Origin of the sequence: Pseudomonas sp. PICF141 (assembly GCF_002286815.1) — a bacterium.
Lineage (GTDB): Bacteria > Pseudomonadota > Gammaproteobacteria > Pseudomonadales > Pseudomonadaceae > Aquipseudomonas.
Genome location: NZ_MUNM01000040.1, coordinates 237424 through 262281, shown reverse-complemented (window position 1 = coordinate 262281; position 24858 = coordinate 237424). Strand labels below are relative to the sequence as shown.

Below are 24858 nucleotides of genomic sequence, written 5' to 3'. Positions count from 1 at the left end.
GAACTGCCCCTATGGCGTGCTGAGACTTTATCCAGGCGCCTGTCCGTTTCTTCGACGGATTCTATATAAGGAGTCATAAATTGAGCGTTGTAGTGGCTAAGCATGCCCGAGAATTGCTTCTCAAGGAATACCGCGCAGTGCTCTCGACGCACTCCAAAGCGATGCCCGGTTTCCCGTTTGGCTCCGTGGTTCCGTACTGCCTGGACGCGCAGGGCCGGCCGCTGATCCTTATCAGCCGCATCGCTCAGCACACCCATAATTTGCAAAAGGATCCGAAATGCTCGCTGTTTGTGGGTGAGCGTGAAGCCGAAGACGTACAAGCCGTTGGTCGCCTGACTTACCTTGCGCAGGCAGAAAAGCTGCAAGACACCGCCGCCATCGAGGCGGCTGCCGAACGTTACTATCGCTATTTCCCCGATTCGCAGAACTACCACCAGGCCCATGATTTCGATTTCTGGGTCCTTAACGAGGTACGCCATCGCTACATTGGCGGCTTCGGGGCAATCCACTGGATCGATCAGTTGACCCTTGCCAACCCGTTCGCCGGCAAAGCCGAAGTGAGTATGGTCGAGCACATGAATGCCGATCACGCTAAAGCCATTGCGCACTATGTCGAACTGGCGGGGCTGCCGAAAACCGTTCCGGCGCAATTGGCCGGCATTGACTCCGAAGGCATGCACCTGCGCATTGGTCAGGGACTTTACTGGCTGCCGTTTCAAAAGCCCTGTAATACGCCGACACAAGTCCGTGAAGCCTTGGTTTTCCTGGCTCACGCCGAGCAATGGCCGAAAAATGAGGTGGCCGACGCTTGAATTCACGAAACGGCGACGTCATCTAAGGAACACTGGCAAGGCATTCTTGCGTTGAGGAACCATTTGATGCGCCCTTTTTTGTTGCTCTTTTTACTGTTCCCGGTGTTGGAGCTGTTCGTATTCGTCAAGGTCAGCGGGGCGATCGGGTTTTTCCCGGCCCTGCTGCTGATCATTCTCGGCTCGATGCTTGGCGTGTTCGTGCTGCGTGTCGCCGGTCTGGCGACTGCACTGCGTGCCCGTGAAAGCCTGAATCGCGGCGAGCTGCCAGCCCAGACCATGCTCGAAGGCCTGATGCTGGCCCTGGCTGGCGGTCTGTTGATCCTGCCGGGCTTCGTCACTGACGTGCTGGGACTGATCATGCTGCTGCCGATATCTCGTCGACTGCTGGCCAATAAAATGCGCTTGCGCGCCGAGGAGCAAGCGATGCGCCAGCGTGCGTTCGCCGATGATCTTCAGCCACGGGGCGGTCCTGCTCCGCAGCAGCCATTGGGTCGTGAGCCCAACGTGATTGAAGGCGAGTTCGAACACCGCGATTCCAAGTAACATTTTCATCGACACGGCACCTTCGGGTGCCGTGTTCATTTTCAGGGCATTGAGATAAAAATTTTTCATTCCCCGCCCTTGAAATCAGCTTGTACGCCCTTATGTAACGGTCACCGCAAGGTTTCTGGCAATTGCGCCAGACAGACTTCCGCGGTTCGCTTGACGAACCGCACCCGGCACCGCCGGAATTTGTTAAACCCGCCGGGACTACACCGGCCGATGAAAACCACAATTAGGAGAGATCGACAATGAAGCTTCGTCCTCTGCATGACCGCGTCGTCGTCCGTCGCAGCGAAGAAGAAAAGAAAACCGCTGGCGGTATCGTCCTGCCAGGTTCGGCTGCTGAAAAGCCTAACCAGGGTGAAGTCCTCGCTGTAGGCCCAGGCAAAGCACTGGACAACGGTGAAGTGCGTGCGCTGGCCGTGAAAGTGGGTGACAAGGTTGTGTTCGGCCCTTACTCCGGCAGCAACACTGTGAAAGTTGACGGCGAAGACCTGCTGGTCATCGGCGAGAACGAAATCCTCGCTGTTATCGAAGGCTGATTCCCCCGCTCATTTTCCCGCTACTACAAAGTATTTAAGGAATATCGATCATGGCTGCTAAAGAAGTTAAATTCGGCGATTCCGCCCGCAAGAAAATGCTCGCCGGTGTCAACGTCCTGGCTGACGCAGTAAAAGCGACCCTGGGCCCTAAAGGCCGTAACGTGATCATCGAGAAGAGCTTCGGCGCTCCGACCATCACCAAGGATGGCGTTTCCGTTGCCAAAGAAATCGAGCTGAAAGATCGCTTCGAAAACATGGGCGCGCAGCTGGTCAAAGACGTTGCCTCCCGTGCCAACGATGACGCAGGCGACGGCACCACCACCGCTACCGTTCTGGCTCAGTCGATCGTCAACGAAGGCCTGAAGGCCGTCGCTGCCGGCATGAACCCGATGGACCTCAAGCGCGGTATCGACAAAGCGACCATCGCGATCGTCAAAGAGCTCAAAGCCCTGTCCAAGCCTTGCGCTGACACCAAGGCCATCGCTCAGGTCGGCACCATCTCGGCCAACTCCGACAGCTCCATCGGCGACATCATTGCCGAAGCCATGGAAAAAGTCGGTAAAGAAGGCGTGATCACCGTTGAAGAAGGCTCGGGCCTGGAAAACGAACTGTCGGTTGTTGAAGGCATGCAGTTCGACCGTGGCTACCTGTCCCCGTACTTCGTCAACAAGCCAGAGACCATGACTGCCGAGCTGGACGGTCCGCTGATCCTGCTGGTCGACAAAAAGATCTCCAACATCCGCGAAATGCTGCCAGTGCTGGAAGCCGTTGCCAAAGCCGGCCGTCCACTGCTGATCATTGCCGAAGACGTTGAAGGCGAAGCCCTGGCGACTCTGGTTGTGAACAACATGCGTGGCATCGTTAAAGTCGCAGCCGTCAAGGCGCCAGGCTTCGGCGACCGTCGCAAGGCCATGCTGCAGGACATCGCTGTTCTGACGGGCGGTACCGTGATCTCCGAAGAGATCGGTCTGAGCCTGGAAAGCACTACCCTGGAACACCTGGGTAATGCCAAGCGCGTGATCCTGTCCAAAGAAAACACCACCGTGATCGACGGTGCCGGCGTTGAGGCTGACATCCAGGCTCGCGTTCTGCAGATCCGTCAGCAAGTGGCTGATACTTCGTCCGACTACGACCGTGAAAAACTGCAAGAGCGTCTGGCCAAGCTGTCTGGCGGCGTTGCAGTGATCAAGGTTGGCGCTGGTTCCGAAGTTGAAATGAAAGAGAAAAAAGCCCGCGTTGAAGACGCCCTGCACGCTACCCGTGCAGCCGTTGAAGAAGGCGTGGTACCTGGCGGCGGCGTGGCACTGGTTCGCGCTCTGCAGGCTATCTCCGAGCTCAAAGGCGACAACGATGACCAGAACGTTGGCATCCAGTTGCTGCGTCGCGCTGTTGAAGCGCCACTGCGTCAGATCGTTGCCAACTCCGGCGACGAGCCAAGCGTAGTCGTCGACAAGGTCAAGCAGGGTTCGGGTAACTTCGGTTATAACGCTGCGACCGGCGAATACGGCGACATGATCGAAATGGGTATCCTGGACCCGGCTAAAGTGACTCGTTCGGCTCTGCAAGCGGCTTCGTCGATTGCCAGCCTGATGATCACCACCGAAGCCATGATCGCCGAGATCAAGGAAGACGCACCAGCTGGCGGCGGCATGCCAGACATGGGCGGTATGGGCGGCATGGGCGGCATGATGTAAGCCAGCCTTAACCCGTACATAAAAACCCCGCCGGCGTTAAGCCGGCGGGGTTTTTTATTGCCTGTCAGAAAGGTGCGTTGTTCATGAGGGCCCCTTGGCGGGCAAGCCTCGCTCCTACAGGTATTGAGTCGGACGCAATGTCCGCGCACGCCCTGAACCTGTAGGCGCGAGGCTTGCCCGCCAAGGCGTCAGATCAGACGTTGACAGGTTCCGCCTTGGCTACTCGCTCTGGCTTGGAAGCCGGTCGATAAAGGATGCAGTAATACGCCCCCAGACAAATCAGCCAGCAGAAAATCGCTGTCCATACGTTGTGTGAAAAGAAGTGTGCACCCTGCATCATCCGGCTGATGGAGAACACCGAGCCCAACGCGAAGGCAAAGACAAACGCCTTGCGTGCCAGACGCGGGCGACGGTCGCGCAATACGAAGTACAACGCAAACAGCGTGAAACCGGTTGCCGCATGACCCCCCGGCCAGCAGCGCCCCGGCTTGTCGGTGGGCGGGCGAGGGCTGAGCAGTTCGCTGTAGGTTTCGTGCCCGCCGAATTGCTCCAGGCTCCATGGGCATTGCACCGCTGTCACGGCTTTGACCGGCGTGACGAACGAGGTTGCCAGTGCCAAAGACAGCACCAGGCACCCCAATTCACGTTTGAACGGTTTGAGCCTCTCCACAAAAAAGGCGCCGATGAAGCCCAGGATGGCGAACACCGAAAAGGCGATGACCACTTGCTTGGCCCGGTCATGCAGGATGTTTTCCAGCAGGTAACTGTGCCGTCCGATGAACTCGCCGGCGATCGGGTCATAAAACCGCTTGGCAAGGTCCATGTCCAGAGAGGTCAGCTCAAGCAGTAGCAAGATGATCGCCGCAAGGGCGGGCACTCCCAGGTATCGCCAGGCGTTCAATGGCCTGGAAATGGGGCGGGCAGCGGTCGAAGCCATGGCAATTACCTGGTCAGTGAAAGGTTCTGAAGAGCGCAACCGCGAGGAGTCTGGCCAGGGCGCTGTCGTCAGCCTGTGAATCGATGGTGAAAAAGTTGTTAACGCTGCCCAAGGCCTTTTTTGTCCGATTGCCCCCCGCACACAGCCCTATCCCTGGAGCCACACTTGCCATTAAGCTGCGCGCCAAGACAGCCGTTACTGTGTACGGAGGAGGTGCCGATGCGAATTCTATTGGTTGAAGACAACCGCGATATCCTGGCCAATCTGGCTGATTATCTGGGGCTCAAGGGTTACACCGTGGATTGCGCGCAGGACGGTTTGTCGGGCCTGCACCTGGCGGCCACCGAGCATTACGATTTGATCGTGCTCGATATCATGCTGCCTGGCATCGACGGCTACACCTTGTGCAAACGTCTGCGCGAAGACGCCCGCCGCAATACGCCAGTGATCATGCTCACTGCCCGCGATCAACTGGATGACCGTTTGCAAGGCTTCAAGTCCGGTGCCGACGACTATTTGATCAAACCCTTTGCCCTGTCCGAGCTCGCCGCGCGGATCGAGGCGGTCATGCGCCGCGCCCAAGGGGGCGGTCGCCGTGCCTTGCAAGTCGGTGATCTGAGCTACGACCTGGATACTCTGGAAGTGACGCGCGAAGGTCGTCTGCTGAAACTCAACCCGGTGGGCCTGAAGTTGCTGGCCGTGTTGATGCAGAAAAGCCCTCATGTGTTACGCCGCGAAGTTCTCGAAGAAGCCCTGTGGGGCGATGACTGTCCAGACAGCGACAGCCTGCGCAGCCACGTCCATCAACTGCGTCAGGTAATCGACAAGCCGTTCGACAAGCCCTTGCTGCACACGGTGCATGGCGTCGGTTATCGCTTGGCCGAGGGCCGTGATGGAGTTTAAGCAGAGCCTTGCGCAACGGATCATCATTGCTTTTGCGTTGATGAGCGCGCTGGTGGCGGGAGCCTTTGCCATGGGAATTGTGGCGACCGTGCACCTGGTTGAGGAAAAATTGATTTCGGCAGGTCTGGGCGGCGATTTGCAGCGCCTGTTGCTGATGGACAGCGTGTCGGACTGGAGCCACCGACCCGAGCCGGACCAGCTGTTTTATTTCAGCGGTGGGCCGGGAGATTTCGAATTACCCAAGGATTTGCGACACCTGGATTCGGGCTTTCATGAAGTCTTTCGCGAGCAACTGTCGTATCACGCGATGGTAGAAATCGTTGATGGCCGGCGCTACGTGCTGATGCAGGACCAGAGCGATTTCGAAGAGCGTGAGCGGGTGTTGTTTGCCGTGGTGCTGGTGGGGTTCGTTCTGAGCCTGGCATTGGCGGTATTTCTGGGTTGGGTGCTGGCCCGCAAGGTTATGGCGCCAGTGGTGCGACTGGCCCGTCAGGTGCGTCATCGCGATCAACTGCTGGGGCTGGCGCCGCCGCTGGCGCCAGACTATGCCGCCGATGAAGTGGGTGAACTGGCCGTGGCCTTCGACGCCACCCTGGGGCGTTTGCGTCAAGCATTGACCCGTGAGCGATTGTTCACCAGCGACGTCAGCCACGAGCTACGCACGCCGTTGATGGTATTGGCCAGTTCCTGTGAGCTGTTGCTGGAAAACCCCGGTATCGATCAGCGCGGCCGTGCTCAAGTGGAGCGAATTGCCCGTGCGTGTGCCGAAATGCGCGAGCTGGTGCAAACCTTCCTCATGCTGGCCCGCGCTCAACATGAAGACGCCAGCATGGCTCCCCAGCAGACCCTGAGCCAAGTGGCTGACGGACTACTTTCTCAATGGCGCGAGCCGATCGAGGCCAAGGGCCTGACACTGAACTTCGAGCCGGACAATCCACCGGACAGCCGCTACAACGCCACCCTTTTGCATGCGGTGATGGGCAACCTGCTGCGGAATGCGCTGCATTACACCGAGCAGGGCTACATCCTCCTCGCCCTGACAGACACGGGATTTGTGGTCGAGGACAGCGGCGTAGGCATTCCCGAGGAAAAACGCGAGGCGATGTTCGAGCCTTTCGTGCGCGGCAACGAGAAACGCGGCGAGGGCCTCGGGTTAGGGTTGTCGCTGGTGCAACGGATTTGCGAGAACCAGGGCTGGAACGTCAGCCTGACCAACATGAAACCCAATGGTTGCCGCTTTCAGGTGGATTTGAGTCCGTCCCGGATCTGACAGGAAACGAAATTCGGCCTGGTAAAACCCTGAAATAGTTCCGGGTTTTACATGACAAATTTTTCACACACGCATGACCTGACGCTGACAGCGCATTACCTAAGGTGATAGCCATCAGACGTTCAGGAGACCGCAGATGGCTGGCCCGATCAAACTCGATTTTTCCGAGAAATACGACGATCAGCACGCACAGAAATATTTGCGCAAGCATCAGGAGGGACTTAACCGCCGGCTGTCCCACTGGCGTGACGAACAGCTGGCGCGAAAAGCGCTGACGCTGGCCGGTGAACCTGGGTTGGTCCTGGATTTGCCGTGCGGCGCGGGACGTTTCTGGCCGCTGCTGGCTGAAAAACACAACCGAGTCATCATTGGGGCCGACAACTCGGAGTCCATGTTGAAAGTGGCCGTGCAGGCGCAACCCGCCGACGTGGTGAAACGGGTACAACCCTTGCACACTTCTGCATTCGACATTGCCCTGCCCGATAACGCTGTCGACAGCATTTTCTGCATGCGCTTGCTTCATCACATCGGTGAAGCCGAGCATCGACTGGCGATCCTGCGCGAATTCGAACGTGTCACCCGTGACAGCGTAATTGTTTCGTTGTGGGTGGACGGCAATTTCAAGGCCTGGAAACGCAAGCGCGCCGAGAAGCGACGTCGTCAGGAGGGTTACCAGAATCGATTTGTGTTACCGGCCGCCACGGTTGAAAAGGAATTCGAGCAGGCGGGTTTTCGGATCCAGGAGTACCTGGATTTTTTACCGTTCTATGCCATGTGGCGGGTGTACGTATTACGCAAGAGGTAACAAGATGGCAATGCAATGTGCCGCACAGACGGCAGCGGTTTCTCCGGACCGCTTCGACTATTTCTGGAACCTGCGCGGCGAATGGGTAGAAGAACCCAATGTCCGTCGCGGTGGCGAAAGTGGCGTGCAGCGCGTTGTGGGCAGTGATGGGCAATTGCTCTATATCAAGCGTCAAACCGGGCATCTCTATCGCAGCGCATTCCACCCGTTTGGCCGACCGACGGTGTTACGCGAGCGCGATGCGCTCATTGCTTTGCGTCTACTCGACGTTCGTGTTCCGCAAATCGTTTTCTGCGGGGCGCAGCGCGATCCCCAGCACAAATGGCGCGCCTTGCTGGTTACAAAATCCCTGGATGGTTTCGGGGAAATCAAACACTGGTACGCGGAGGGTGGTCGCGAGCGTTACGGTGAGGCGGTGCACGATCGCGTGTTGAAGGATTTGGCCGATAACCTGGCCCGCATGCACAAGGGCCGTTGGCAACACAGCTGTATCTACATCAAGCACGTATTCGTGCGCGTCACCGGCGAAGGCGAGTCAGCCAGGGTCGAGGTGGCGTTGATCGATCTGGAAAAATGTCGGCAGCGCTTGACCCCCCATCAAGCGGCCGCACATGACCTGAAACAGCTGCGCCGCCACTCGTCGTTCAGCGATACGGACTGGAAAAAACTCGTCTATTTTTATGAGACGGCGTTTGGCAGCGCTATCAAAGGCTTATATTAATGAAACTCGAAATTGCACGAGGTTTGTTTTTAGCCGGAGCCTTGGCAGTTGCTTCATTGGCGGTGGCGGCATGGGAGCAGCCCCGTACGCAAGTCCTCAGCTCCGTTCACAGTGACGCGCATTGTCCGTTGCCCCGGGTTGCCAAAGCACCCGTGGCCACTCAACCCGATCATGACTTGTTACTGTTCATGTTCGGACTTTCTCAAGGACTGAGGCCACAGAGTTGAACAAATTGAAGCCCAAATAAAAGGCCTCGCAGTTGCGAGGCCTTTTGCTTTTTTGACGTCAAGGTTGCCGATCGTTCCCACGCTCTGCGTGAGAATGCCTCTAGATGGGACGCGGAGCGTCCCGGGCTGCGTTCCCACGCAGAGCGTGGGAACGATCACCGTCTGGAAGGCTGCGATCTTTTGACGTCAAGGTTTATCAGGCTTGGCCAGCAATGTGTAAATGCACGGCAATACGAACAAGGTGAACAGCGTCCCGATCGACATCCCCGTGGCGATCACCGTGCCGATGTCGAACCGGCTGACCGCACCCGCGCCCGTGGCGATGATCAAGGGCACCATGCCGAACACCATCGCCGCCGTGGTCATCAATACCGGACGCAGGCGAATGGCCGCCGCTTCCTCCACTGCTTCGCGAGGCGACAGGCCCTTCTCTTTGCGCAACTGGTTGGCGAACTCGACGATCAGGATCCCGTGTTTGCTGATCAGCCCGATCAGGGTCACCAAGCCCACTTGGGTATAAATATTCATGCTCGACCAGCCAAGGAACAGCGGGATCAACGCGCCACAGATCGACAGCGGCACGGTGACCAGAATGACCAGTGGGTCGCGGAAACTTTCGAACTGAGCGGCCAGCACCAGAAAGATGATCGCCAGCGCCAAGGCGAAGGTGACCCACAGCGCGCTGCCTTCCTGAACGTACTGCCGCGATGCGCCGGCATAGTCGACAGCGTAACCCGCCGGCGCTTCTTCCCGGGCGATCTGGCGCACGGTGTCGATGGCTTCACCCATGCTGACCAGCGGAACCCCGGAAAGAATCGCCGAATTGAGTTGCTGGAACTGGTTCAACTGGCGGGGGCGAGCCCGGTCGGTCACGGTGATCAGGGTCGACAGGGGCAGCAATTCGCCCTGGGTGTTCTTGACGTAATAGTGGTTCAGCCAGTCGGGGTTATCGCGAAAAGGCCGCTCCACCTGCGCAATGACTTTGTAGCTACGGCCTTCGATAGTGAAACGGTTGATTTCCGCCTCACCCAATAACGTCGCCAGGGTCCCGCCCAGGGCCTGCATGGACACGCCCATTTGTGCGGCCTTGGCCCGATCGATATCGACGACGATTTCGGGTTTGTCGAAAGCCAGGTCAACATCGACGAAAGCGAACTTGCCGGATTCCATCGCTCTTTTTTTCACCCGGTCCATTACCTCCAGCAACGACTCGTAAGTGTTGGCGGAATTGATCACGAATTGAAACGGCAAGCCTTCGCCGGTGCCCGGCAGGGAGGGCAGGTTGAAGCCGAAGATTTGTAACCCGGGGATGCTTTCCAGCTTGCTCTGGACCTCGGGCAGAATCTGCATTTGGGTCCGCTCGCGTTCGTTCCAGGGTTTGAGCAGAAAGCCGCCAATCCCCGATTGCACGCCGTTGAAACCGTTGATCTGGAACGAGGAGTAGTACTCGGGGAACTCCTTGAAAATCGTGAGGAACTCGTCGGTGTAGGTGTTCAGGTAGTCGAGGTTGGCCGTCTGCGGAGCGCTGGCCATCATGAAGATCACGCCCTGGTCCTCGTCCGGCGCCAGCTCCGATTTGGTGAATTTCAGCAGCACCGGAATCAGGCACAGCACGATCAGCGCGAACACCAGCACCACCGGCCGGGTATTGAGGGTGCCATGAAGCACGCTCTGATAGCGGCGCTTGAGGCTTTCGAAGATCACGTCCAGGCGATGGGCCAGGCCGGTAGGGTTTTCATCGTGGCGCAGCAGCAGGGCGCACATCATCGGCGACAGCGTCAGGGCAACGACGCCGGAGATCACCACCGCCCCGGCCAGGGTCAGGGCGAACTCCTTGAACAATGCCCCCGTCAGGCCGGTCAGGAAACCGATCGGCGCATAGACCGCCGCCAGGGTGATAGTCATCGACACCACCGGCATGGCGATTTCCCGGGCACCTTCGATAGCCGCATCCAGCGGCGTCTTGCCTTCTTCGATATGCCGGTGGATGTTTTCCACCACCACGATGGCATCGTCCACCACCAGCCCGATGGCCAATACCATCGCCAGTAACGTCAGCAGATTGATCGAGTAACCCATCATCTGCATGAAGAACATCACGCCGATCATCGACAGCGGAATGGTGACCACCGGGATCACCACCGAACGCAAGGCGCCGAGGAACAGGAACACCACCACGATCACGATCAGGACCGCTTCGAACAGGGTTTTCACCACTTCGTCGATGGAGGCCTGAATGAACAGCGTGGCATCGTAGGCGATTTCACCCTTCAGATTCGGCGGCAACTGGGCTTCCAGCTCCGGCATGATCTTGCGCACTTCCTTGATCACATCCAGCGGGTTGGCGCCGGGCGTGGCCTTGATGCCGATGTACACCGACGGCGTGCCACCGAAAGAGCTGATGGTGTTGTAGTTTTCCGCGCCCATCTCGACCCGCGCCACGTCCCGCAACAGCACGCGGCTGTCGCCATCGACCTTGAGCGGAATCGCACCGAAGGCTTCGGCGGATTTGAGTTCGGTGTTGGCGTTGATGCTGGTGACCACATACTCGCCTTTCACTTCGCCGGCGGCGGAGAGGAAGTTGTACTGGCGCACGGCGTTGGTCACATCGCTGGCACTCAGGCCGTAACCGGCGAGCTTCACCGGGTCCAGCCACAGGCGCATGGCGAATACCTGGTTGCCAAGAATCTCGGCTTCGGCCATCCCCGGCAGAGTCGCCAGTTTCGGCTGGATGACCCGCGACAGGTAATCGGTGATCTGCGGATTACTCAGTTCGTCGCTGAAGAAACTGATGTACATCAGTGCCGAAGCGTCGGCGGCTTCCTTGCTCAGCACCGGGTCTTCGGCGTCCTGGGGCAGCTGGTTCTTCACCTCGTTGGCCTTGGCCAGCAGTTCGGTGAACAAGCGGTCGCTATTGGAACCGATGCGCGCGTAGATCGAAATCACCGAGAAGTTCTGGCGACTGACCGACGTCATGTAATCGATGCCTTCGGCGCTGGCCAGGCTCTGCTGCATCGGTTGGGTGATGTAGCCCTGGATGGTTTCGGCGTTGGCCCCGGGGTAAGAGGTGGTCACCGTGATCAGGGCGTTTTCCATTTGCGGGTATTGGCGCAGCGGCAACTTGCTCCAGGCCTGGAAGCCCAGCAGCACAATCAACAGGCTGACCACGGTGGCGAGCACCGGGCGGCGGATGAACGGATCGGTAAAAGCCATGTGGATTCCTTGATCAGTCAGCGCGCGGCGGACTGCTCTTCTCGGCTAGGGTCTTGTCGTCGCTGATGGCAATGTGCGCGCCGTGGTCCAGTTTGATCTGGCCGGCCGTGACCACTTTTTCGCCGTTCTGCACGCCTTTGGTGATCATGACCATCCCGTCGCGGCGCTCGCCGGTTTCGATGAAGCGCCGTTCGGCGATCAGGATCGGCTCGCCCTTATCGTCTTTTTCGACGCTGCCGTCTTCGGCCTTTTTCTGCGCCACGACGTACAGCGAGTTGCCATAAAGGGTGTAGGTAATCGCGCTTTCGGGCACCACAATGCGTGGCTGCGGATCGGGCAACAGTACCTGCAGGCTGGCGAACATGCCCGGCAGCAATTTGCCATCGGGGTTGGCCAGGGTGGCACGCACCAGGACATTGCGGGTGCTGCTCTCGACCTTCGGGTTGATCGCACTGATGGTCCCGGGGAAGCTCTGTGCCGGATAGGCCGAGACTGTCACCTGTACGGGTTGGCCCAAGGCGATTTTCGGCACGGATTGTTCGGGCACAAAGAAGTCGGCATAGAGGCTGCTGAGGTCTTGCAGGGTGGCGATCATCGTGCCGCTGGCCACGTAGTCGCCAACGTCCACCCGGCGAATGCCGATGGTGCCGCTGAACGGGGCGAGGATGCGTTTTCTCTCCAGTGCCGCCTTGAGCTGATTGACCGTGGCCCGGCTCTTTTGCAACACCGCCGAGAGTCGGTCGAACTCGCCTTTGGAAATCGCCTGGCTGCCCACCAGTTGGCTGCCGCGACCGTAATCCAGTTGCGCCAGTCCCAGGTCGGCCTGGGCGGTGGCCAGCAGGGCGGTTTCAACAGCGGTGTCGAGTTGCAGGATCGGCTGACCAGCCTTGACCTTCTGCCCCGACTCGAACTGCACCTCTTTGACGGTGCCGGCGATCTCCAGACTCAGGTCGACCCCTTGCAGCGCCGTGAGGGTGCCGACCGTTGGCAAACGGCTTTGCCACGGACGTTCGGTGGCGGTGGCCACGGCGACACTTATCGGCGGTTTCGGCGCGGAAAAGCCTTGCATCATCGTGTAGATAGAAAAGGCTTTATAACCGGCCAGCAGCAGCACGATTAGCAGAACAATACCCAACATGATCAGCATGCGGCGGCGCAGCATATTTCCATTTCCTTGGAGAAAACCGGATGAGACAGGCGGGAACATTACTCCGAGTGTGGCAGTGAATCCAACTGCCACTTTTTACAAGCGAGTACAAAACCGGTAGGAGCGAAGCTTGCTCGCGAAAGCGGTGTGTCAGTCAGCGCAAATACCGACTGATATATTGCTTTCGCGAGCAAGCTTCGCTCCTACAAGGGGCGGGTGGGATCAGATCAGATGCAGATGGTTGTCCCAGAGCCCCGCAGGCAATTCCAGCGGTTTTGCAACAAGGGTTGTCTGGCGGCAATCGTAGTATCGGCAGCGTCCTTGACCGGAGGTCACGACAAAACCATCGGCCACGGCTCCGACGCCGGCGCAGTCGGGAAGTGGCGCATCCAGGCGCACGTCACCGCTGTCCAGGTCCCAGATAAAAAAGCGGTTGCCTCGCGGCGCCGTCAGGGCGACCAGACGCAGTTCGCTGTGGACGGCGACGCTGGCGGTGTAATGCCCCATGGCCTGCAACTGATGCTCGGGCACCGGGAACGCCACGAACGGTTGGCCGGGACGCTTGATCGCCAGCAGCTGCGACGACTCGTGGGCAGCGCCCATGAATTGCTGACCGGCGACAATGGTGCCGTCACTGGCAACGCCCAAGTGCCGCACACTGTTCATCTGCTGAGCCAGTGTTTCCTTGCTCAACAAAGTGCCATCGCGCTGCATCAACACCAGGCTCGGCTCCATCGCGTCGAGGTTCATCTCGACCCGGCTTTCGGCCTCGGTGCGAATGCCGCCGTTGGCCACAATCAGCGTCTCGCCATCGGGCATCCACGACACCTGATGCGGGCCGACACCGTGGGTGGAAAGCTCGCCGCTGTGCACCAGTCGCTCACCTTCGAATTGATACACACCGAGCAGGCCGCGGCCCGGATCGGAGGTGTCGTTCTCGGTGGCGTACAACCATTTGCCGCTCTGGTGAATCACTGCGTGCCCGTAGAAGTGCCGGTTCGGCTGCGAAACCACGGTTTGCAACAACGTGCCGTCGCGCAGGTCGATCAGGTAACTCTCGGTGCCCGGACGCCGGGCGACGAACAGCGCTATCGGCCGAGTCGGGTGGTTGATGATGTCGTGGCAACGCTGGCCGACCTGGGTGGCAAACACCCGGGTGCCATCCAGTCGATAACCGACGGCGTAGTGTTTGCCGTCAACGTCATCCCGCGCCGAGAGCAGCAGCGGGCTTTTGTCCTTTTGTTTGAACAGCGTCCAGCCGCCCAGTGTCACCGCACCCAGCAGCAAACTCCCTAACGTCAGAGCCTGGCGTCGCAGCATGGCACTTGCCCTCATCAGTCACCGTCGTTGGCGTTGAAGCCCAGTTGGATGCCCAGCGCCTTGGCCAGTTCGCCTTCGTGCAGGCGATGCACAACATTGAGGCTGTCGTAGATCGCGTTGAGCTGCTGGCGACCGGCCTCGTCGGTGAGCATGTCGGTCAGCGAGCGCTGGTTGCTGGCGAACAGTTTCAGGGACGTTGCATAGGCTGCGTCGATCTTGTCGGCCAAGGGTTTCTGCTCGCTCGGCAACAGGCCGCGCAGGCCTTTGTTGTCGACACCGACCCAAACGGTTTGCGCCGCACTCAGGCTGGCTTGCAGGCCCTGCAGCGACGATTGGCTGCGCCACGCATCGGCCTGGAATGGCTGTGGCGTGCCCTTGCTCTGACGGCCCATCGGCGTGCCGAGTTTTTTCTTCAAAGAGTCCAGCGCCGTCACTTGCACGCGCAACAGATCGGCGATCGCTTCGTGAGAGTCGGCGTAGCGCTGGTTGGGAAACTTGCTCATCTGCGCGAGCATGCCGTCGTTGGTGTTCCAGCGCGACAGGATCTCTTCGGCCAGTTGTTTCTGGCGTTCGCCAATGGCGGTCAGCAGCGGGCAGTATTTGGCTTTCTGCGTGCTGTCGGCCATGTCGATCTTACTGTCGAACAGGATGTATTCGTAGGCCGAGAGCCCCTGCACAACCACGCTTGACTTGGTCAGGGCGGCAGCATCGATCTGCGGTTGCGCGGTCACCAGTTGCTCGACCTGACGGCCGACCAGGTTCTTCTTGTCCGGCCAGAACTGCACCTGCCACGAACGGTTGCCTTCGGCCAACGGCCCGATCAACAGCGGTTGCAACTCGGCCCAGGCTTTTTGTGCGTGCAGGAAGTCGGCGCGGGCGGTTTCGAGGTTTTCCTTGCCTTGGCAGAACGCCAGGGCGCTGACCGCCAATTGACGGTCGGCTTCGACCCAGCGGCTGTAGGTCGGCAGGATCACTTGCTTGGCGATGGCTGCCGACGTGACCGCTTGTGGGTCCTGGGGCGAACAGGCGCCCAGAGCGAGGGCGGCAAGGCTGGTGAACAATAATTTGGGACGGAACATGTCGGGCTCCCGCTGAAGAAAACGTATTAAAGAGAATTCAAAAAGGCCAGCAACGCCGCGCGCTGCTCGGCATTGAAAGACAAAACCTGTTGCTGCGCCGCCTGTGCCTCGCCGCCATGCCAGAGCACGGCTTCGAGCAAGTTACGGGCGCGGCCGTCATGCAAGAACCGGGTGTGGCCGTTGACCGTCTGAGTCAGGCCGATGCCCCACAACGGCGGGGTGCGCCAGTCGCGGCCGCTGGCCTGGAACTCAGTACGGTTGTCGGCCAGTCCGTCGCCCATGTCATGCAGCAGCAGGTCGCTGTAAGGGCGAATCACTTGATTGGCCAGTTCAGGTTCCGCGGCGTTGGCGGCGGTGGTGTATTTCGGGGTGTGGCAGGACTGACATCCCGCCTGGAAAAACAGATTCTTGCCGGCCAGCACTTGTGGCGTGCCGACATCGCGACGGGCCGGCACCGCGAGGTTACGGCTGTAAAACAGCACCAGACGCAGAATGTTATCGCTGACTTCCGGCTCGCCATCCGGGCCATTGCCGTTGGGCGCCTGCTTGCAAGCGATTTGCGCGTCGGTGCAGTCATCAACGGGGCTCAGGCTGGTCGTGAGGCCCATATCACCAGAAAACGCGTGAACGTTCTGTTGATTGAGGTTCGGTTGCCCGGCCTTCCAGCCAAATCGCCCGAGGACGGTTTTCTGCAGCGCGTCGTCCCAGACCCGGTTCGGTCGTCCGGCGATGCCGTTTTTCTCCCGGGCCTGAGCCTCGGCGTTGGCCAGGATGGCCTCGTCGGGGATCGCCTCGAGCAAGCCCAGGCCAATCATCGGCGGGGCGATGCGCGCCGAGAAACGCGTATCGGGGTGCATCGGGCCGTAGCCGAGTTGAGTGATCTGCAGGGTCGGCTTGCGCAACTCGATTTCGCTGCCGTCCTTGAAACGCACCGGGACTGCTGTGTAATCGACGCGCACCTTGCCTTCCGGGACGACGCCGGGCACCGACATGTCCTGGAACTGGCCACCGTAGACCGGCTCTGGCACCACGCCCAGTCGTTCGATGACCTTGGCGTAGGCCGGATCATCGGGAATCGACAGGCGTACCAGCATCGACACTGCGTTCGGCGCATCGGGTGCTGGCGGGTGACCGCGTCCGTCCTTGATGTGGCAGTTCTGGCAGGCGTTGGTATTGAACAACGGGCCAAGGCCATCGCGGGCGGTGGTGGTCGACGGCGCGATCACCCAAGGGCTGCGAAAGAAACTGTTGCCAACGCTGAAATCCACGCGTCGTGACGGCGGCAGATTGGCGGAAGGCAGGGAGAATGCGTTCTGATCGGTCTTGCGTACCGTTGCACTGCCGCCGGAGCGAGCTTCACCGGGTTCGGCCTGGGTGAAACGCGGGGTGTCATCGCAGGCACTCAGGCCCAGGGCCAGTAACAGTGCAGACAAGCGAAGAGGCAGCGAGGGCATCGGACATCCTGCAAGACGAGCAAAACAAGGGCGCAAAGTCTAACAGGGCAGGGGAGATTGAATAAGAGGAATTATCGTTTGCTTCAATTTGTAGGAGCGCAATACCTGACTGATCGTTCCCACGCAGAGCGTGGGAATGATCGGCGACCCGAAGGTCGCCTTTGTACTCAGCCAGCGTTGATCAGAACTCGTGATCGGCGTTGTCCGGGTTCAGGTCGCTGATGCCCAGTTTGCCGGCAGCCGCTTCGATCGAACCGGTCTGCTTGACCAGCGAGGCGATGGCGTCGCGAACGATCTGGTTACCGGCAGTGTTGCCGGCAGCGATCAGTTGGTCGTAGTGCTCACCCTTGTTGGCGTGATCGACGATGACCTGCATCTTGGCTTCGGTCGCAGCCAGGTCGGCTTTCAGTGCGGTGTCGGCCGCCGGGTCGGCTTTGGCGACCAGAGACGACAGGCTCGCACCGGTCATTTTGCTGCCATCGACGCGGGTGTATTCGCCCAGGTACACGTTACGTATGCCTTTGGCGTCGTAGAACTGCGAGTTGTGGGTGTTGTCGCTGAAGCAGTCGTGTTCGTCTTCCGGAGAGTTGGCTTCCAGGGAAACTTTCATGCGCTCGCCCGCCAGTTCGCCCAGCGACAGGCTGCCCATGCCGAACAGCATTTTGCGCAGGCCGGTTTCAGCCGGTTCCGCTTCCAGCGTGGCGCGGTAGTTGTCGGCCACGTTCGGCTTCCAGTTACCGACCATTTCCTCCAGGTCGTTGACCAGCAATTGGGTCACGGATTTCAGGTATGCGCGACGACGATCGTTGTGACCGCCGGTAGCGCCTTTGCCTTCCAGGAAGTCGGAAGCAGGACGGTTGCCAGCACCAGGGCCGGTGCCGTTCAGATCCTGGCCCCAGAGCAGGAATTCGATGGCGTGGTAGCCAGTGGCGACGTTGGCCTCGGAACCGCCCAGCTCGTTCAGGCTGGCGAGTTTTTCCGGGGTGATGTCTTTTACGTCGACCTTGTCTTCGCCGACCTGAACGCTGGTGTTGGCGATGATGTTGGCGGTGGCGCCCGGGTTACCCAGTGCGTGCTCGTAGGATTTGTCGACGTAGTCGATCAGGCCTTCGTCCAGTGGCCAGGCGTTCACCTGACCTTCCCAGTCGTCGATGATGGTGTTGCCGAAGCGGAACACTTCGCTCTGCAGGTAAGGCACGCGGGCCGCGACCCAGGCAGCCTTGGCGGCTTTCAGCGTATCGGCGTTCGGCTTGGCCAGGAACGCGTCGACGGCGGTTTGCAGGGTTTTCGCGGTGGATTCGGCATCGCTGTAAACGGCGAAGACGATGTCGGCGTAGTGCGCGACCACAGCCTTGGCGGCGGCTTCATCGACTTTACCGGTAGCAGCAGGCGCAGCCGGGGCAGCGGTGCTGGCGGCCGGGGTCGGCGCTTGTGGAGCGGCAGCCTTGTCTTTGCCTTCGCCGCAACCGGCGAGGGAAATAGCGATGGCCAGCAGACTGGCGGTAGCCAGAGGCATACGAATCATGGCGAACATCCTGCTTCGGTGATTGATGGACGCGCGGGGGGCGCGCAAAACTGCGACATAATGCAAATCTTTCGCATTATGTGTAAAGGGTTGTGCTTGTAAATATTTCTTATTCAGGCGGGAGTTGTGTCGTGGATCAAGAGATCGCAGCCTCGTTTCACTCGACAGCTCCTACAGGGGAACGCAGTTCATGCAGGAGCTGTGTAGGAGCTGTCGAGTGAAACGAGGCTGCGATCTTTTTATCTTCTACAAGATAGCCGCGTTACTGCGTTGGGCTTGCTTGAGATAGGCCCCCAATTCCCGGGCCGGCAGCGGTTTGCTGTAGTGATAGCCCTGACCTTCATGGCAACCTTCGGAAATGATGTAAGCCTCTTGCTCAGCGGTTTCGACACCCTCGGCAATCACTTGCATGCCCAGGCTTTTGCCCAGCTGGATGATCGCCCGAACGATGGTCGCATCGTCGTCATCATCGAGCAGGTCCTGAACGAAACTCTTGTCGATCTTGATCTTGTCCAGCGGCAGGCTTTTCAGATAGCTCAGGGATGAATAACCGGTGCCGAAGTCGTCGATGGCGATCAGCGCGCCGGAGCGACGCAGGCTCAGCAAGTGCTGGGCGGCGGTGCTGATGTCTTCCATCAGGCCGGTTTCGGTGACTTCCAGCTCCAGGCTGCGCGGTGGCAGGCGATACATCTGCAGCAAATTATTGACCACCCGCGGCAACTCGGCGTGGTGCAGTTGCACGGTGGACAGGTTCACCGCCATGCGCAGGTCGAAACCCTGATCGTGCCATTCGCGCAATTGTTTGCAGGCCTGATCCAGCACCCATTCGCCGATGGCGATGATGGTGCCGTTCTGTTCGGCCAGCGGGATGAACAGGTCCGGCGGCACCAGACCGTGCTCGGGATGTTGCCAGCGAATCAACGCCTCGACGCCCACCACGCGATGATCGCGGTAGCTGATCTGCGGCTGGTAGACCAGGAAGAACTGATCGCGGATCAAGGCATCGCGCAGGTCTTTTTCCAGCTCGCGACGTCGCCGCATTTCGGTGTCGACGCTGGCGATATAGAACTGATAGCGGTTGCGCGAACGGGTCTTGGCCAGGGTCATGGTCTGCTCGGCTTTTTGCAGCAACTTCTCGGTGCTATCGCCGTCCTCGGGGAACAAGGTGATGCCGATGGTGGCGCGCAGGCGGATTTCCTGATGATCGAGGGCGAATGCCGCTTCCAGATCATCAAGAACGCTTTGGGCCAGTTCGGCCGCTTCATAGGGTTGTTCGATGTCGGCCTGGACCAGGGCGAACTGGTCGCCACCCAAGCGGGCGAGAGCGCCGAGGCGGCCGCTATGGGCCCGCAGACGATCGGCCAGGGCCAATAGCAACTGGTCGCCGGTCTGATAGCTGAACTGTTCGTTGATGCCTTTGAAATCATCGAGCCCGACACACAGTACCGCGACCCGGCGCTGTAATTTACCGGCGTCGACGAGGATCTTGTCCAGCTGTTGCTGCAATTGCTGGCGGTTCGGCAAACCGGTGAGGAAGTCGTACTGGGCCATGCGCAACAGGCTGTTTTCCGCTTCGTAGCGCAGGTGGGTGTTGCGTTCGATGGATTGGAGCAACTGATTGGCGGTGTTGATCCACACACCCAACTCGTTCTTTTCATGCCCCTTGAGCTGGGGAATCTTGTGCGCGCTGGGCCGGTCCGGGTTGATTTCGGTCAGGTGTTCGATAATCCGTGACAGCGGTTTGGTCAGTAACCAGTGATAGACCAGGTACAGCACCAGGGCCATGGCCATGGCTCGCAATACGCCAGAGATGAAGATGATCACCGAGCTGACAATGAAGCCCTTGCCGTAGGTGGCGGTGTCGAGGGTAATGCTCAGGTCACCGTAATACTCGCTGTAGGGCCCGCGACCCACCAGTTGGGTGGTGAAGGTGCGTTCCTTGCCCAGGATCAGATCGGTCAGCCAGCGGCTGTTGGAGTGCTGCAGCTCACGGGTTTTTTGCGCGAGCATGGCTTCGTGAGGGTGGCCGATGGAGGCCATGCGCACGGCGTCATCCTGAAACAGGCCTTCGATCACCTGCATGCCCATTTCCCGGTCCAGGCTGTAGACGGCCTGGGTCGAAGGGTCACGGAACATATCGAGGATGCGCTGGGCATCGCTGGCTACGGCTTGACGTGTTTTATAGGCATCGAAAACGATTTGCGCACAGCTCAAGACTACGCCCACGATCAATGCCGACAGGAGCACGACCCGAAGCAACTTCACCGACAAGCTGTTCTTGAGTTCCAGCTTCAAAGGGTTATTCCTTGTTCCGTGCGGGTAGCGTCAGGTTGCGATGAGTATTGGCAATCCCGTGATGTCAGTCAAAGGGACAATCCACCCCAAGGGATTTTGCCGAAAGCTTGGCGGACAGGCTGTTGTTTGGAGTATTTGCCCTATTAGCACTGTGTCGGTTGTTGAGGCCCTCAACTTGAGGGGAACGAGACAATTTTTCCTTGTGTTGATGTTAGACGGCTGTGATGAGGTGGCAAGAGGGCGAATGCCACTCGTGGTTGTGATTCAGCAGGTCATCATGCTGGTGGAGCTCGCGGTAAGCCGGGCGCTGGATAACGTCGATCCGGCATAGACTGCGTTATCGTTCTTCGCGGGCAAGCCTCGCTCCTACAGGGCAGCTCGACACACTTTCCCGAGCCCACAAAAAAACCCGGCAAAAGCCGGGTTTCTTGACGGGCGCGAAGCTTAAGCGGTGAAGGTTTTGCCTTCGAACTGCTCAGCCACGAACTTCCAGTTGACCAGGTTCCAGAACGCTTCGACGTACTTCGGACGAAGGTTGCGGTAGTCGATGTAGTAAGCGTGTTCCCAGACGTCGCAAGTCAGCAGCGGGGTGTCGCCGCTGGTCAGCGGGTTGCCGGCGCCGATGGTGCTGGCCAGGGCCAGGGAACCGTCAGCCTTTTTCACCAGCCAGCCCCAACCGGAACCGAAGGTGCCGATAGAGGTTTTGCTGAACTCTTCCTTGAACTTGTCGAACGAACCGAATGCTGCGTTGATGGCATCAGCCAGCGCGCCGGTGGGTTGACCGCCGGCGTTTGGCGCCAGGCAGTTCCAGTAGAAAGTGTGGTTCCAGACCTGAGCGGCGTTGTTGAAGATACCGCCCGAGGAAGTCTTGACGATTTCTTCCAGGGTCTTGCCTTCGAACTCGGTGCCTGGCACCAGGTTGTTCAGGTTCACGACGTAGGTGTTGTGGTGCTTGTCGTGGTGATATTGCAGAGTTTCCTCTGAAATGTGCGGCTGCAGGGCATCGTGTGCGTAAGGCAGCGGCGGTAATTCGAAAGCCATGATGATTCTCCTAATCAGGTCAGTTGCGGTGGGCGCAAGGCCGATCACGGGCGGCCAGACATGCGCCGGGGAGTTTGTACTCTTTGCGGCGCAGGGATCGGATCATAGCACCGGGGGTGCGGCATAACCACGCAACAACTGTGTGGAATAGAGGTTCCAGAGCCTTTTGGAATAAATCATCCGGCGCTGATCAGCTGGAACGCTACGGTGAACATCATCACGGCGACCAACAGGTCGAGAATTCGCCAGGTACTCGGCCGTGCCAGCCACGGCGCCAGCCATGCCGCACCAAGGGCCAACGTGAAAAACCACAATAATGACGCACTGGCCGCGCCCACCACATAGGCACCGGGCTCGGTTTGTTGAGCGCCGAGGGAGCCGATCAGCAGCACGGTGTCCAGATAAACGTGCGGGTTGAGCAACGTCACCGCCAACGCACTGAGCAGCACCGCCCGCAGCGAGCGCACGGTCTGGTTTTCGCCCTGTTGCAGGCTTTGTTTCGAGCAGGCCCTGCGCAATGCCAGGCTGCCGTACCACAATAGAAACGCCGCGCCACCCCAACGGGCGATGGCCAGCAGGGTCGGGTTTTGCGCCAGCACCGTCGCCAGGCCGAACACTCCGGCGGCCACCAGCAGCGCATCGCAGGTGACGCAGAGCGCCGCCACCGGCAGGTGATGTTCACGCCGAAGGCTTTGCGCTAACACGAATGCATTCTGGGTGCCGATCGCCATGATCAGCCCGGCGGCCACCAACAAGCCGTTCACATAGCTTTGCCACATAGGTTTTACTCCGCGTTGGACGCCAGATCCTGCAGTACTTGCAGGGCACGTTCGGCATCGGCCTGGCCGACGAACAAATGGTCGTGGTAGTACCCGGCGATTACGTTGCAACTGATGCCGGCCTGGCCCAATGCCGTGGCGAACGCGGCGGTCAGGCCGACGGCTTCCAGGGCCGAGTGCACGTTCAAAGTGATCCAGGCGGCGACATAATCGAAGCTGAAACCGGCCTTCTCGGCGTGGGAACGTTGCAGAATCACCGTCAGGCCTTCCTGTTCACGAAAACTGCCGACAATCTCCAGGCCTGCGGGCAACGTGCCGTTGCGCACTGTGCAGAACACATACTCGCCGTCGTTGAGGTGCGGGCTCATGCTGCGCAGCAGGGTTGCCAATGACGTTTCGCCAGCCATGTCGGTGATCCTTGTTCAAGAGTTCTTGCTGGTCATTCTCCGGTTGAACGTTGTATAAGAAAAACCAATAGTCCTGATCGCTCATTAGGAAAACTGATGTTCGACTACAAGTTGCTTTCTGCGCTCGCCGCCGTCATCGAGCAGGCCGGATTCGAACGCGCCGCGCAGGTGTTGGGGTTGTCCCAATCGGCCATTTCCCAGCGGATCAAATTGCTGGAAGCCCGGGTCGGCCAACCGGTGCTGGTGCGGGTCACACCCCCGGCGCCGACGGAAATTGGCCGGCGATTGCTCAACCATGTGCAGCAGGTGCGATTGCTCGAGCGGGATCTACAAACGTTGGTCCCGGCGCTGGATGAAGAAGGGCTGCCGGAACGCCTGCGCATCGCACTGAATGCCGACAGCCTTGCCACCTGGTGGGCCGAGGCGGTAGGGGACTTTTGTGCCGAACAACATTTGCTGCTCGACCTGGTGGTCGAAGACCAGACCGTGGGCCTCAAACGCATGCGCGCAGGTGAAGTGGCGGGATGTCTTTGCGCCAGTGAGCGGCCGGTGGCCGGTGCGCGCAGCGTGCTGTTAGGGGCGATGCGCTACCGTGCGATAGCCAGCCCGGCCTTCATCGCCCGGCATTTTCCCGAAGGCGTGCGCGCCGACCAGTTGGCCAAAACCCCGGCCCTGGTGTTTGGCCCGGATGATTTTCTGCAGCATCGCTACCTCGCTTCCCTCGGCGTGGACGGCGGTTTCGAACACCATTTATGCCCATCGTCCGAAGGCTTTCTTCGCCTCACGGAAGCAGGGCTGGGCTGGGGCCTGGTGCCTGAACTGCAGGTGCGCGAGCAGCTGGAGCGCGGTCAATTGGTGGAGCTTTTGCCAGATAAGCCGATCGATGTGCCGCTGTACTGGCATCATTGGCGCAATGGGGGTCAGCTGTTAGGGCTACTTACCGATCAATTGGTGCGCTCGTCGAAGCAATGTCTCGTGCCCTTCGGGCAGTTTTAAGCGTCTAGCTGCAAGCTGCAAGTGAAGAGCCTGCGCATCATTTTTAATTTGCAGCTTGAAGCTTGAAGCTTGAGGCTTTGCAGCTGTATCGAAGGAATACTTCATGAAGATTCTGGTCACCGGCGCAAGCGGCTTCATTGGCGGACGCTTTGCGCGTTTCGCCCTGGAGCAGGGCCTGGACGTGCGGGTCAACGGTCGCCGGGCCGAGAGCGTCGAGCATCTGGTGCGCCGTGGCGCCGAGTTCATTCAGGGCGACTTGAGTGACCCGCAACTGGCGCGCGACCTGTGTTCGGATGTCGAAGCCGTGGTCCATTGCGCCGGCGCGGTGGGTTTGTGGGGGCGCTATCAGGACTTTCATCAAGGCAACGTCGAAGTCACCGAGAATGTGGTTGAGGCCTGTCTGAAACAGCGGGTTCGGCGCCTGGTGCACCTGTCGTCGCCGTCGATCTACTTTGATGGCCGCGATCATCTGGGGTTGACCGAAGAGCAGGTGCCCAAGCGTTTCAAACACCCCTACGCCGCGACCAAATACCTGGCTGAGCAAAAAGTCTTCGGCGCACAGGAATTCGGTCTCGAAACCCTGGCCTTGCGCCCGCGCTTCGTGACCGGTGCCGGCGACATGAGCATTTTCCCCAGACTGCTGAAGATGCAGCGCAAAGGGCGGTTGGCGATTATCGGCAATGGCCTGAACAAGGTCGATTTCACCAGCGTGCAAAACCTCAATGAAGCATTGCTCAGCAGCTTGCTGGCCAGCGGTTCGGCCCTGGGCAAGGCCTACAACATCAGCAATGGAGCGCCGGTTCCGTTGTGGGATGTGGTCAATTACGTGATGCGTCAAATGGATGTCCCACAGGTGACCCGCTACCGTTCCTACGGTTTGGCCTACAGCCTTGCCGCGCTCAACGAGGGCGTGTGCAAGCTGTGGCCCGGTCGTCCCGAGCCGACGCTATCGCGGCTGGGCATGCAGGTCATGAACAAAAACTTCACCCTGGACATCAGCCGCGCACGGCATTATCTGGACTACGATCCGAAAGTCAGCCTCTGGACCGCCCTCGATGAATTCTGCGGCTGGTGGAAGGCTCAGGACATTCACTGACACACAAGGGCAGCCCCTTACTGAACCGAGTGCGGGGTTCAGGGTCAACCGG

Annotated in this window: 22 protein-coding genes; 11 read left to right on the top strand and 11 right to left on the bottom strand. The window is 59.4% G+C overall.

The window, feature by feature from the left end; genetic code table 11:
* Window positions 1-80: 80 nt before the first annotated feature.
* The 4 genes from BZL43_RS10580 (at window position 81) to groL (ending at window position 3591) form a co-directional block, all read left to right on the top strand.
* Window positions 81-812: a HugZ family protein gene (locus BZL43_RS10580; protein WP_095632255.1), complete on the top strand. Its 732-nt coding sequence runs from the start codon at window positions 81-83 to the stop codon at window positions 810-812.
* 66 nt (window positions 813-878) lie between these two features.
* On the top strand, window positions 879-1355 hold the full coding sequence (locus BZL43_RS10575) for an FxsA family protein (protein ID WP_095632254.1): 477 nt from the start codon (window positions 879-881) through the stop codon (window positions 1353-1355).
* 248 nt (window positions 1356-1603) lie between these two features.
* Entirely contained in the window at window positions 1604-1897 is a 294-nt protein-coding gene (locus tag BZL43_RS10570) for a co-chaperone GroES (RefSeq protein ID WP_095632253.1), read from the top strand.
* Window positions 1898-1947: 50 nt separating this feature from the next.
* Window positions 1948-3591 carry a chaperonin GroEL gene (groL, locus tag BZL43_RS10565; RefSeq protein ID WP_095632252.1) on the top strand — a complete coding sequence of 548 codons (1644 nt, stop codon included), beginning with the start codon at window positions 1948-1950 and terminating at the stop codon, window positions 3589-3591.
* Between the two features lie 193 nt (window positions 3592-3784).
* Here groL and BZL43_RS10560 read toward each other — a convergent pair whose 3' ends face one another.
* Window positions 3785-4528: a phosphatase PAP2 family protein gene (locus BZL43_RS10560; RefSeq protein ID WP_095632251.1), complete on the bottom strand. Its 744-nt coding sequence runs from the start codon at window positions 4526-4528 to the stop codon at window positions 3785-3787.
* 219 nt (window positions 4529-4747) lie between these two features.
* Here BZL43_RS10560 and colR point away from each other — a divergent pair, with 219 nt between their 5' ends.
* From colR to BZL43_RS10535, 5 genes are all read left to right on the top strand, one after another.
* The gene (gene colR / locus BZL43_RS10555; protein ID WP_095632250.1) at window positions 4748-5431 is read left to right on the top strand and encodes a two-component system response regulator ColR; all 684 of its coding nucleotides are present in this window, start codon (window positions 4748-4750) and stop codon (window positions 5429-5431) included.
* Complete coding sequence (locus BZL43_RS10550) at window positions 5421-6701, top strand: HAMP domain-containing sensor histidine kinase (RefSeq protein ID WP_095632249.1); 1281 nt, start codon at window positions 5421-5423, stop codon at window positions 6699-6701. Before colR ends, BZL43_RS10550 begins: the two co-directional genes overlap by 11 nt.
* Window positions 6702-6837: 136 nt before the next feature.
* Window positions 6838-7506 (top strand): class I SAM-dependent methyltransferase, encoded by a 669-nt coding sequence (locus BZL43_RS10545; protein ID WP_095632248.1) that lies wholly within the window; start codon window positions 6838-6840, stop codon window positions 7504-7506.
* Between the two features lie 4 nt (window positions 7507-7510).
* Window positions 7511-8227: a lipopolysaccharide kinase InaA family protein gene (locus BZL43_RS10540; RefSeq protein ID WP_095632247.1), complete on the top strand. Its 717-nt coding sequence runs from the start codon at window positions 7511-7513 to the stop codon at window positions 8225-8227.
* Complete coding sequence (locus BZL43_RS10535; RefSeq protein ID WP_095632246.1) at window positions 8227-8454, top strand: hypothetical protein; 228 nt, start codon at window positions 8227-8229, stop codon at window positions 8452-8454. Before BZL43_RS10540 ends, BZL43_RS10535 begins: the two co-directional genes overlap by 1 nt.
* A gap of 186 nt (window positions 8455-8640) precedes the next feature.
* Here the strand turns inward: BZL43_RS10535 and BZL43_RS10530 are convergent, their stop codons facing one another.
* The 10 genes from BZL43_RS10530 to BZL43_RS10485 all read right to left on the bottom strand — a co-directional run bounded on the left by BZL43_RS10530 (window position 8641) and on the right by BZL43_RS10485 (window position 22714).
* Window positions 8641-11667 carry a multidrug efflux RND transporter permease subunit gene (locus BZL43_RS10530; protein WP_095632245.1) on the bottom strand — a complete coding sequence of 1009 codons (3027 nt, stop codon included), beginning with the start codon at window positions 11665-11667 and terminating at the stop codon, window positions 8641-8643.
* Between the two features lie 13 nt (window positions 11668-11680).
* A complete protein-coding gene (locus tag BZL43_RS10525; RefSeq protein WP_095632244.1) occupies window positions 11681-12829 on the bottom strand; it encodes an efflux RND transporter periplasmic adaptor subunit in 1149 nt (382 codons plus the stop codon).
* Between the two features lie 207 nt (window positions 12830-13036).
* Window positions 13037-14134 (bottom strand): DUF1513 domain-containing protein, encoded by a 1098-nt coding sequence (locus tag BZL43_RS10520; RefSeq protein WP_095632243.1) that lies wholly within the window; start codon window positions 14132-14134, stop codon window positions 13037-13039.
* 14 nt (window positions 14135-14148) lie between these two features.
* Complete coding sequence (locus BZL43_RS10515; protein ID WP_095632242.1) at window positions 14149-15213, bottom strand: imelysin family protein; 1065 nt, start codon at window positions 15211-15213, stop codon at window positions 14149-14151.
* 26 nt (window positions 15214-15239) lie between these two features.
* Window positions 15240-16667, bottom strand: a complete 1428-nt coding sequence (locus BZL43_RS10510) for a di-heme oxidoredictase family protein (protein ID WP_095632241.1) — start codon at window positions 16665-16667, stop codon at window positions 15240-15242.
* A gap of 181 nt (window positions 16668-16848) precedes the next feature.
* Window positions 16849-18192 (bottom strand): imelysin family protein, encoded by a 1344-nt coding sequence (locus BZL43_RS10505; RefSeq protein WP_095632240.1) that lies wholly within the window; start codon window positions 18190-18192, stop codon window positions 16849-16851.
* Window positions 18193-18438: 246 nt separating this feature from the next.
* On the bottom strand, window positions 18439-20487 hold the full coding sequence (locus BZL43_RS10500; RefSeq protein ID WP_095632239.1) for a bifunctional diguanylate cyclase/phosphodiesterase: 2049 nt from the start codon (window positions 20485-20487) through the stop codon (window positions 18439-18441).
* Between the two features lie 444 nt (window positions 20488-20931).
* Window positions 20932-21528 carry a superoxide dismutase gene (locus BZL43_RS10495; RefSeq protein ID WP_007898423.1) on the bottom strand — a complete coding sequence of 199 codons (597 nt, stop codon included), beginning with the start codon at window positions 21526-21528 and terminating at the stop codon, window positions 20932-20934.
* A 176-nt stretch (window positions 21529-21704) separates the two neighbouring features.
* Window positions 21705-22307, bottom strand: coding sequence for a LysE/ArgO family amino acid transporter (locus BZL43_RS10490; protein WP_008069553.1), 603 nt, complete (start codon window positions 22305-22307; stop codon window positions 21705-21707).
* Between the two features lie 5 nt (window positions 22308-22312).
* A complete protein-coding gene (locus BZL43_RS10485) occupies window positions 22313-22714 on the bottom strand; it encodes an ACT domain-containing protein (RefSeq protein ID WP_095632238.1) in 402 nt (133 codons plus the stop codon).
* Window positions 22715-22810: 96 nt separating this feature from the next.
* Between BZL43_RS10485 and BZL43_RS10480 the strand changes: the two genes are divergently transcribed.
* On the top strand, window positions 22811-23710 hold the full coding sequence (locus BZL43_RS10480) for a LysR family transcriptional regulator ArgP (protein ID WP_095632237.1): 900 nt from the start codon (window positions 22811-22813) through the stop codon (window positions 23708-23710).
* Window positions 23711-23813: 103 nt separating this feature from the next.
* Window positions 23814-24806, top strand: a complete 993-nt coding sequence (locus BZL43_RS10475) for an NAD(P)-dependent oxidoreductase (protein ID WP_095632236.1) — start codon at window positions 23814-23816, stop codon at window positions 24804-24806.
* Window positions 24807-24858: the final 52 nt, after the last annotated feature.

Coding starts and splice junctions, on each gene's coding strand:
- BZL43_RS10575 (WP_095632254.1), top strand. CDS start 879: ATGCGCCCTTTTTTGTTGCTCTTTTTACTGTTCCCGGTGTTGGAGCTG.
- BZL43_RS10570 (WP_095632253.1), top strand. CDS start 1,604: ATGAAGCTTCGTCCTCTGCATGACCGCGTCGTCGTCCGTCGCAGCGAA.
- groL (WP_095632252.1), top strand. CDS start 1,948: ATGGCTGCTAAAGAAGTTAAATTCGGCGATTCCGCCCGCAAGAAAATG.
- BZL43_RS10560 (WP_095632251.1), bottom strand. CDS start 4,528: ATGGCTTCGACCGCTGCCCGCCCCATTTCCAGGCCATTGAACGCCTGG.
- colR (WP_095632250.1), top strand. CDS start 4,748: ATGCGAATTCTATTGGTTGAAGACAACCGCGATATCCTGGCCAATCTG.
- BZL43_RS10550 (WP_095632249.1), top strand. CDS start 5,421: ATGGAGTTTAAGCAGAGCCTTGCGCAACGGATCATCATTGCTTTTGCG.
- BZL43_RS10545 (WP_095632248.1), top strand. CDS start 6,838: ATGGCTGGCCCGATCAAACTCGATTTTTCCGAGAAATACGACGATCAG.
- BZL43_RS10540 (WP_095632247.1), top strand. CDS start 7,511: ATGGCAATGCAATGTGCCGCACAGACGGCAGCGGTTTCTCCGGACCGC.
- BZL43_RS10535 (WP_095632246.1), top strand. CDS start 8,227: ATGAAACTCGAAATTGCACGAGGTTTGTTTTTAGCCGGAGCCTTGGCA.
- BZL43_RS10530 (WP_095632245.1), bottom strand. CDS start 11,667: ATGGCTTTTACCGATCCGTTCATCCGCCGCCCGGTGCTCGCCACCGTG.
- BZL43_RS10525 (WP_095632244.1), bottom strand. CDS start 12,829: ATGCTGCGCCGCCGCATGCTGATCATGTTGGGTATTGTTCTGCTAATC.
- BZL43_RS10520 (WP_095632243.1), bottom strand. CDS start 14,134: ATGCTGCGACGCCAGGCTCTGACGTTAGGGAGTTTGCTGCTGGGTGCG.
- BZL43_RS10515 (WP_095632242.1), bottom strand. CDS start 15,213: ATGTTCCGTCCCAAATTATTGTTCACCAGCCTTGCCGCCCTCGCTCTG.
- BZL43_RS10510 (WP_095632241.1), bottom strand. CDS start 16,667: ATGCCCTCGCTGCCTCTTCGCTTGTCTGCACTGTTACTGGCCCTGGGC.
- BZL43_RS10505 (WP_095632240.1), bottom strand. CDS start 18,192: ATGATTCGTATGCCTCTGGCTACCGCCAGTCTGCTGGCCATCGCTATT.
- BZL43_RS10495 (WP_007898423.1), bottom strand. CDS start 21,528: ATGGCTTTCGAATTACCGCCGCTGCCTTACGCACACGATGCCCTGCAG.
- BZL43_RS10490 (WP_008069553.1), bottom strand. CDS start 22,307: ATGTGGCAAAGCTATGTGAACGGCTTGTTGGTGGCCGCCGGGCTGATC.
- BZL43_RS10485 (WP_095632238.1), bottom strand. CDS start 22,714: ATGGCTGGCGAAACGTCATTGGCAACCCTGCTGCGCAGCATGAGCCCG.
- BZL43_RS10480 (WP_095632237.1), top strand. CDS start 22,811: ATGTTCGACTACAAGTTGCTTTCTGCGCTCGCCGCCGTCATCGAGCAG.
- BZL43_RS10475 (WP_095632236.1), top strand. CDS start 23,814: ATGAAGATTCTGGTCACCGGCGCAAGCGGCTTCATTGGCGGACGCTTT.